Genomic DNA, 7,531 nt, shown 5'->3' on the forward strand with positions numbered 1-7,531 from the left:
GATGCTATGGTCGTCAGCATCCACACGGGAGCCCGATGCATCGGGCTGAGAAGGGGCTGAGGCTGCCCCGACCGTCGAACCTGCTCCGGGTCATGCCGGCGAAGGAAGTGCTTGCGACGTGTTGCCACGTATTCATCTGATCACCCATTTCGATCGCCTCGACCACGAGGCACTCCGGCTCGTGACCGCAGTCGTCGATGCCGGGGTGGACGCCATCCAGGTTCGCGCCAAGGAAGCGACCGACCGCCAGCTGGTGGTGTGGACTCGGGCCGTGGTGCAGGCCGTTCACCCCCGGGGAGCGCAGGTGATCGTCAATGACCGACTCGACCTTGCGTTGGCCGCGGGGGCGGACGGCGTGCACCTGGGATCGGATGACCTGCCCGTCGCCGACGCACGGTTGCTGGCCCCGTCCGGCTTCCTGATCGGGGCGACCTGCCGTGGTCGTGCCGACGCGCAGCGGGCGCGGGCGGACGGTGCGGACTACGCCGGGGTCGGCCCGGTGCACGCCTCCACGACCAAGACCGCTCTGCCCGACCCGATCGGGCTGGACGCGCTGAGCGCCGCTGCTCTGACGATCCCCACGATCGCGATCGGCGGCATCACCGCCGACCGGGTCCCGACCGTCCTGCGCGCCGGAGCCTACGGCGTCGCCGTGGTGGCAGCCGTGTGGCAGGCACTCGACCCACCCCGAGCCGCGAAGGAGATCGTCGACCTCGTCTGCGCCGCGTGAACGGGTTCGCCACACCCGGGACGGGCCAGTCGGTGGTGGTCGTCGGCGGCGGTGTCGTGGGGCTGACCTGCGCTGATGAGCTGGTCCGAGCCGGTCATGACGTGACCGTCTGCGATCCGTCGCCGGGCGGTGGTGCGACGTACGCCGCAGCGGGGATGCTTGCTCCGGGCGGCGAGGCCTGGTTCGGTGAAGAGGCTCTGCTCCGGCTCGGTCAGGAGTCCCTGGCGCGGTGGCCGTCCTTTGCCGCCAGTCTCAGCGCGCGCTCGAGCGTCGACGTCGAGCTCCGTGCGGGCGGCGCGATGTTGGTGGCAGGCGACCGCGACGACCTCGAGGAGGTCCGCCGGACCTGTCGGCTCCTGGACGGCGCCGGGGTTCGGGTCGATGAGCTCGGGCGGCGCGAGCTGAGGATCAGCGAACCTCGGCTGTCGACCCGCATGGTCGGGGGCGCTTTGCTCCCCGACGACATGCACGTCAACCCGCGTGTGGTGGTGGAAGCGCTGCTCGCGGTGCTCGGGGATCGCGTGGTGCACCGGCGAGCCGTTCCTCGGCCGGACGGTGTCGCACTGGAGGACGGAACGCGGTTGCGGGCCGATGTCGTCGTGCTGGCCAGCGGGGCCACGGGTCTGCCTCGCGTGCGGCCGGTGCGCGGAGAGATCGTGCGCGTTCGGACGACAGATGCCCCGGCGTGCGTGCTGCGTGCTCGGCTTCACGGTGAACGGGTGTACGTGGTGCCACGTCGTGACGGGGAGCTCGTGATCGGCGCGACCGAGGAGGAGCACGTCACCAAGGAGACGGCGCCGATGCCGACGGTGGGCGGCGTAGCGCGACTCCTGGAGACCGCACGCGCGCTCCTCCCCAGCCTCGAGACAGCCCACATCCTGGAGATCACTGCCCGGGACCGACCCGGAAGCCCTGACAACGGGCCGCTGATCGGGGATGTCCCGAGCGACGGGCCAGCCCGGCATCTGCTCGCCGGCGGTCACTACCGCAGCGGCGTGCTTCTGGCACCCGTCACGGCAGCGGCGATCTGTGCCTACGTCGCCGGGCGCGAAGCTCCGTCGACCGTTGACGCCTTCCTTCCCGACCGCTTCGACCTTCTGTACAGAGATGAGGACCTATGCACGTGACCGTGAATGGACAGCCCCGCGAGGTGCCTGACGGGGCCCGCCTGCCGAGCCTGGTGGCGGACGCCCGAGGCGTGGCCGCCGCGGTGAATGGCGTCGTCGTCCGTGGGAGCGACTGGCCCTCGACCGTGCTGCGGGAGGACGACCGCATCGAGGTCGTCACCGCGCGCCAAGGCGGGTGAGCGCCGTGGACGTCACAGATGAGGGCGTGGAGATCGCCGGCACCAGGGTGCCGAGCCGGTTGTGGCTCGGCACTGGAGGGCTCACCAGCCACGACACCGTGTGTCGAGTCGTCACGGCGGGCCGACCCGGCTTGGTGACGGTCTCGATGAGGCGGACCTCCGACACTGGGGCGAATGGCTTGCTGATGACGCTGCGCGACCTGGGGGTGCGTCTTCTCCCGAACACGGCTGGGTGTCGGAGTGCTCGGGAGGCGGTCCTGACCGCGCAGCTCGCCCGGGAGGCGCTGGGGACCGACTGGGTGAAGCTGGAGGTGATCGGTGACGAGCTCAGCCTGCTTCCCGACGTGGTCGAGCTGGTGGAAGCCGCCGCCATCCTCGTGGACGAGGGCTTCACGGTGCTGCCCTACACCACTGCGGACCCGGTGGTCGCGCGCCGGCTGGTCGACGTGGGGTGCGCCGCGGTCATGCCCCTCGGATCACCGATCGGGTCGGGGCGGGGTATCGCCGATCCGCACGCGATCGAGTCCGTGCGGGCGGCCGTGTCAGTGCCTCTTGTCCTGGACGCCGGTATCGGCACGGCAAGCGAGGCGGCACAGGCCATGGAGCTCGGTTGTGACGCCGTGCTCGTGGCCACGGCTGTCACCAGGTCCGAAGACCCCGTCGCGATGGCCGGTGCCATGCGCTTGGGGGTGCAGGCCGGGGCGATGGCGCGAACGTCCGGGCGGATCCCGCGCCGTGAGCACGCCCGCGCCTCGAGCCCGATGCACGGGCGGGTCGAGATCTGATGTTCCGTCTGCTCCTGCTGACCGATCGCCACCAGCTGCCTCCCGGACGTGACCTCGTGTCGACCGTGGCTCGGTGCGCCGAAGCCGGGCTCGCTGCTGTCGTGCTCCGTGAGCTGGACCTCGCCGAGGACCAACGGGCAGATCTCGCATCGCTCCTCGGAGAGCACGTGCGGGTTGTCGCGGCGCGTGGCCCGCTGCCCGGGACCCACGGTGTTCACCTCGCCGCTCACCAGGATCTCGCGAAGGCAGGGCCCGCCGGGACGCACGGCCGTTCGTGCCACGACGACGACGAGATCGCGCGGGCGGTCGCCGAAGGCGCCGACTACGTGACCATCTCGCCGGTCGCCATGAGTGCCTCCAAGCCGGGCTACGGTCCGGCGCTCGGCGTGGACGGCGTGCGTCGGGCCGTCGCGGCGGCCCAGGGGGTGCCGGTGCTCGCCCTGGGAGGGGTCGACGTCGGCAACGTCTCCGAGATGCGCGACGCCGGGGCGCACGGTGCCGCAGTGATGGGGACCGTCATGCGCGCCGCGGACCCGGCAGCCGTGACCGAGCAGCTGCTCGCGGGGTTGTCGTGAGCAGTCCGCCCGTGGTGCTGTCGATCGCCGGCACCGATTCGGGAGGTGGAGCCGGCCTGGCCGCTGACCTCACCACGTTCGCGGCGCTGGGCGCGCACGGAACGTGCGCCGTCACGGCGGTCACGGCACAGGACACGACCGGCGTCCACCGGGTCGTGTCCCTGTCCGCGGCCGATGTGCAGTCCCAGGTCGTCGCGGTGCTGCAGGATCTGCCGGTCGCCGCAGCCAAGACCGGCATGCTGGGGTCGGCGGAGGTGGCCTGCGTCGTGGCCGACCTGGCGGCCGGATCCGTGCCGCTCGTCGTCGATCCGGTGCTCACGGCGACCAGCGGTGCCGTCCTCGGTGATGACGAGCTCGTCACGGCCTACCGCGAGGTCCTGCTGCCCCGTTGCACCGTCGTGACCCCCAACCTCGACGAGGCCGTTCGGCTCACCGGCCTCGACCCCGATCGCCCGGCGGTCGAGATCGCGCGAGCGCTGCACGAGATCGCACCGGCAGTCGTGCTCACCGGAGGTGATCCGTGGACGCGGACGTGTCGCGACGTGGTTGTCGACGGCTCGGGTCACCTGGAGATCTTCGAGCACCCGGCCGTCCCCACCCGCAATGATCACGGCACCGGGTGCACGTTCAGCGCGGCCCTGGCCGTCCATCTGGCCCGCGGCCTCGACCTGCACGCCGCGGTCACGCTCGCCCAGGAATTCGTGGCGGCGGCGCTCAGAGTCGCCGCGCCCTGGGAGCTCGGCCGCGGCCGCGGCCCGGTCGCCCACGTCCTCACCCACCCCCACTAGGAGAACTATGCACATCCACCCATCGCACAGCACCGTCCACCGCACCGGCTCACGTGACGACGTCGCGGTGCCGTTCACCCGGGTAGCACTCACCAATGGCGACACCTTCGACCGCTACGCAACCGCAGGCCCCGGCAGCGACCCGGAAGTCGGTCTTGCGGCCTTGCGCAGCGCGTGGATCATCGAACGCGGTGACACCGAGGAGTACGACGGTCGCGAGGCCCAGCTGCTCGACAACGGCAAGGCGGCCGTTCGACGCGGTCAGGCACGCGAGCAGTGGCGCGGGCACCAGGCCCGCCCGCGCCGATCGCTGCCCGGCCGCACCGTCAGCCAGATGCACTACGCACGCCAGGGCATCATCACGGCGGAGATGGAGTACGTCGCCATCCGCGAAGGCATGGACGTCGAGCTGGTCCGCACCGAGGTCGCTGCCGGACGCGCGATCATCCCCGCCAACATCAACCACCCGGAGGCCGAGCCGATGATCATCGGCAAGCGGTTCCTGGTCAAGGTCAACGCCAACATCGGCAACTCGGCCGTGACGAGCTCGATCGCCGAAGAGGTCGACAAGATGACCTGGGCTGTCACGTGGGGTGCCGACACCGTGATGGACCTGTCCACGGGCGACGACATCCACACCACCCGCGAGTGGATCGTGCGCAACTCGCCGGTGCCCATCGGCACCGTGCCGATCTACCAGGCACTGGAGAAGGTCGAGGGCGACGCGTCGCGGATGACGTGGGAGATCTATCGCGACACCGTGATCGAGCAGTGTGAGCAGGGTGTGGACTACATGACGGTGCACGCCGGCGTGTTGCTCCGCTACGTGCCCCTGACAGCCCGACGAATCACCGGGATCGTCTCGCGTGGCGGCGCCATCATGGCCGGTTGGTGCTTGGCGCACCACGAGGAGAACTTCCTCTACACGCACTTCGACGAGCTGTGCGAGATCTTCGCGCGATACGACGTCTCCTTCTCCCTGGGCGATGGCTTGAGGCCCGGCTGCACGGCGGACGCCAACGACGAGGCCCAGCTGTCCGAGCTGCGCACGCTCGCCGAGCTGACCCAGCGGGCCTGGGAGCACGACGTCCAGGTGATGGTCGAGGGGCCGGGCCACGTGCCGCTGAACCTCGTCGAGGAGAACGTCGTCCTTCAGCAGGACTGGTGCCACGGCGCCCCCTTCTACACCCTGGGCCCGCTCGCCACCGACATCGCACCTGGCTACGACCACATCACCTCGGCCATCGGCGCCGCCGCCATCGCGATGCACGGCACGGCGATGCTCTGCTACGTGACGCCCAAGGAGCACCTGGGGCTGCCGAACCGTGACGACGTCAAGACCGGTGTGATCACGTACAAGCTCTCGGCCCACGCGGCCGACATCGCCAAGGGCCACCCCGGCGCTCGCGACTGGGATGACGCACTGTCGAAGGCGCGTTTCGAGTTCCGGTGGCACGACCAGTTCGCGCTGTCGCTGGACCCGCACACCGCGGAGTCCTATCACGACGAGACCTTGCCGGCGGAAGCCAGCAAGACCGCGCACTTCTGCTCCATGTGCGGTCCGAAGTTCTGCTCGATGAGGATCAGCCAGGACGTCCGCGACTATGTGGCGTCGGGCATGGAGGAGAAGTCCAGCCAGTTCGTGGAGCTGGGTTCGTCGATCTACGTCGACGAGCCTGCCTATGATCAGGCCCCATGACGTGGAATCGGCCGGTGCCTCTCCTCGGTGATCAGACCTCGGCGGCCGATCGGGCCGCCGAGGTCCAGGGGTGGGCGTTTCCCCAGGACTCACGGTCGGCGTTCTACGACGTCGTCGGTGCCCGTCGCGATGTGCGCCGATTCCGTCCCGACCCCGTGGACCCGCAGATCGTGCGCCGCGTGCTCGCCGCCGCGCACATGGCGCCGTCCGTGGGGCACAGCCAACCGTGGCGGTTCATCGTGGTCGCTGACCCGGGCACACGGGACCGGGCCGGCCGGATGGCCGACGAGCAGCGACTCCGGCAGGCACGCCAGCTCGACCCGGAGGCGGCCAGGCGGCTGCTGGATCTGCAGCTCGAAGGAATTCGGGAGGCTCCGCTTGGAGTGGTCGTGGCCTGCGACCGGCGGACGCCCGCCGCAGGGGTGCTCGGTCGGGCCACCTTCCCCGACTCCGACATGTGGTCGTGTGCGTGCGCCATTCAGAATCTCTGGCTCGCTGCGCGGGCCGAAGGTCTCGGCGTCGGCTGGGTCACCCTGTTCGAGCAGCAGGACCTCAAGGACCTGATCGGTGCTCCTGAAGGCGTGGAAACGCTCGGGTGGCTCTGTCTGGGCTGGCCCGACGAGCGTCCGCCGGACCCTGGCCTGGAACGGGCCGGGTGGTCGCGGCGGCAGCCGCTCGACGAGGTGATCCTCGCCGAGAGGTGGAGCGAGACCGCCCCGCCGCCGCCCTCACGGCTGCAAGCGCCCGGCGGCGACGCCCTCGTGCGAGCCCGGGACGACGCCGACGAGCTGCTCACCCCGCCGGGCTCACTCGGGGTGCTGGATCGTTATGTCGACCGGGTCGAGGCCGCGACCCAGGGACGTCACGAGAGCGTCCCGAGCGGCCAGCTGATCGTGGTCGCGGGGCGGCACCCGGCAACGGCCCACGGCATCTCCGCCTACCGCGACTCCGTGACCGAGGACGTCCTCGCGGCAGGTCGCGCGGGCGAGTCGGCCGGTGCCGTGGCCGCCGCAGCGGCAGGCTTGTCGTTCGCCTCGGTGGACGCCGGCACCGCGACAGGTGACCTCGTCAGCTCCGACCCCCTGTCTGCCCCGCAGGTCGCCGCGCTGATCGATCAGGGGCGAGAGCTCGGAGCCGCCGCAGGGCGCGAACATGTCCTCCTGGCGCTCGGAGAAGTCGGCATCGGCAACACCACGGTGGCCGCTACGCTCGCGGCGGCATTGTTGGGCCTCTCAGCAACAGAGGTGGTGGGACTCGGGTCCGGGTCGGACACCGACATGGTGCGGCGCAAGACCGATGTGGTGGACGCGGCCCTCGCGCGAGTCCAGATGGGACGGGACCTGGGCCGGTTGTCTCCCGAGGAGGCACTCGCAGCCCTGGGTGGACCGGAGTTCTGTGTCCTCACCGGTGTGGTGCTCGGCGCCGCCTCCAGCGGCGCTGTCAGCGTGCTCGACGGCCTGGCCACGAGCGTCGCAGCCCTCGTGGCCGTCCGGATGGAGCCCGGAGCGGCGGCGTATCTCGTCGCCGGCCAGCGCAGCCGCGAACGCGCGCACCCCGCCGTTCTGGAACATCTGGGCCTGGAGCCGCTGCTGGACCTGCGGCTGCGGGTGGGTGAGGGGGTCGGCGCAGCGTTGGCCTCGGCCATGCT

At 70.8% G+C, this 7,531-nt stretch carries 8 protein-coding genes and 1 riboswitch; all 8 genes read left to right on the forward strand.

Annotated elements, in window-relative coordinates; translation table 11 throughout:
* Nucleotides 1–14 precede the first annotated feature (14 nt).
* Nucleotides 15–124, forward strand: a riboswitch (TPP riboswitch).
* On the forward strand, nucleotides 119–730 hold the full coding sequence (gene thiE, locus JWQ91_RS00985) for a thiamine phosphate synthase (RefSeq protein WP_297779582.1): 612 nt from the start codon (nucleotides 119–121) through the stop codon (nucleotides 728–730). Its footprint overlaps the riboswitch before it by 6 nt.
* Nucleotides 727–1,857, forward strand: coding sequence for a glycine oxidase ThiO (gene thiO / locus JWQ91_RS00990; RefSeq protein WP_297779585.1), 1,131 nt, complete (start codon nucleotides 727–729; stop codon nucleotides 1,855–1,857). The genes thiE and thiO overlap by 4 nt, the downstream gene beginning before the upstream one ends.
* Complete coding sequence (gene thiS / locus JWQ91_RS00995; RefSeq protein ID WP_297779587.1) at nucleotides 1,854–2,036, forward strand: sulfur carrier protein ThiS; 183 nt, start codon at nucleotides 1,854–1,856, stop codon at nucleotides 2,034–2,036. Before thiO ends, thiS begins: the two co-directional genes overlap by 4 nt.
* Nucleotides 2,037–2,062: 26 nt before the next feature.
* Entirely contained in the window at nucleotides 2,063–2,821 is a 759-nt protein-coding gene (locus tag JWQ91_RS01000) for a thiazole synthase (RefSeq protein ID WP_297779590.1), read from the forward strand.
* Nucleotides 2,821–3,396, forward strand: coding sequence for a thiamine phosphate synthase (locus JWQ91_RS01005; protein WP_297779593.1), 576 nt, complete (start codon nucleotides 2,821–2,823; stop codon nucleotides 3,394–3,396). The genes JWQ91_RS01000 and JWQ91_RS01005 overlap by 1 nt, the downstream gene beginning before the upstream one ends.
* Nucleotides 3,393–4,184 carry a bifunctional hydroxymethylpyrimidine kinase/phosphomethylpyrimidine kinase gene (gene thiD / locus JWQ91_RS01010; protein WP_297779594.1) on the forward strand — a complete coding sequence of 264 codons (792 nt, stop codon included), beginning with the start codon at nucleotides 3,393–3,395 and terminating at the stop codon, nucleotides 4,182–4,184. Before JWQ91_RS01005 ends, thiD begins: the two co-directional genes overlap by 4 nt.
* 7 nt (nucleotides 4,185–4,191) lie before the next feature.
* On the forward strand, nucleotides 4,192–5,883 hold the full coding sequence (thiC, locus tag JWQ91_RS01015) for a phosphomethylpyrimidine synthase ThiC (RefSeq protein WP_297779596.1): 1,692 nt from the start codon (nucleotides 4,192–4,194) through the stop codon (nucleotides 5,881–5,883).
* On the forward strand, nucleotides 5,880–7,531 hold a 1,652-nt coding region (bluB, locus tag JWQ91_RS01020; protein ID WP_297779600.1), incomplete at its 3' end, for a 5,6-dimethylbenzimidazole synthase. The genes thiC and bluB, both read left to right, overlap by 4 nt.

Origin of the sequence: Aeromicrobium sp. (assembly GCF_025965075.1) — a bacterium.
Classification (GTDB): domain Bacteria; phylum Actinomycetota; class Actinomycetes; order Propionibacteriales; family Nocardioidaceae; genus Aeromicrobium.

Coding starts and splice junctions, on each gene's coding strand:
- thiC (WP_297779596.1), top strand. CDS start 4,192: ATGCACATCCACCCATCGCACAGCACCGTCCACCGCACCGGCTCACGT.
- JWQ91_RS01005 (WP_297779593.1), top strand. CDS start 2,821: ATGTTCCGTCTGCTCCTGCTGACCGATCGCCACCAGCTGCCTCCCGGA.